This window comes from Aliivibrio sp. A6 (assembly GCF_028765505.1).
GTDB lineage: Bacteria > Pseudomonadota > Gammaproteobacteria > Enterobacterales > Vibrionaceae > Aliivibrio > Aliivibrio finisterrensis_A.
In genome coordinates this window covers 1-460 of sequence record NZ_JARACR010000144.1, presented here as the reverse complement: position 1 = coordinate 460, position 460 = coordinate 1, and the positions used below count along the sequence as shown (strand labels likewise).

Below are 460 nucleotides of genomic sequence, written 5' to 3'. Positions count from 1 at the left end.
TGCATAACACGTTTGCTACTATGCAGACCTAGCTGAATTTTACTGCCTTAATCACTGAAACTAAAGACAAACTGACAACGCCGAGTGTAGCAAATCGTGTTGATGCATTTGTTATAATTTTATATATCAGCCATAGTTAGCAATTGACTACAGTTACGAACCGTTAAAATATTTATGTTTAACGTTACGCTATAAATAATGCGGTAATTACCAAAAATGATTTCACGATAATTGGCTTTATTCAGCTCAGGGACAAGACGGCCCAATTCTGGAAATGAACCTAAACTCTCAGCTTTATCGAATACGTCGTTAACCCACTTATCTGCTGCTGATGGATTGTCTAATGCAATGTATTCTGCTGTCTGCCCTATTTTGTCTAAAGCAAGAGGTGACCAAATAACATTCATGAACGTAAGCGCCCTAAGATTTTAGAACGAGCATCATCATTTGATAAACCTAG

At 37.2% G+C, this 460-nt stretch carries 1 protein-coding gene; it reads right to left on the bottom strand.

Features of this window, described 5'->3' with window-relative positions; all coding sequences use genetic code 11:
* Positions 1-119: 119 nt before the first annotated feature.
* Positions 120-407, bottom strand: a complete 288-nt coding sequence (locus tag PVK70_RS18940; RefSeq protein WP_130049461.1) for a type II toxin-antitoxin system RelE/ParE family toxin — start codon at positions 405-407, stop codon at positions 120-122.
* Between the last annotated feature and the right edge of the window lie 53 nt (positions 408-460).

Coding starts and splice junctions, on each gene's coding strand:
- PVK70_RS18940 (WP_130049461.1), bottom strand. CDS start 407: ATGAATGTTATTTGGTCACCTCTTGCTTTAGACAAAATAGGGCAGACA.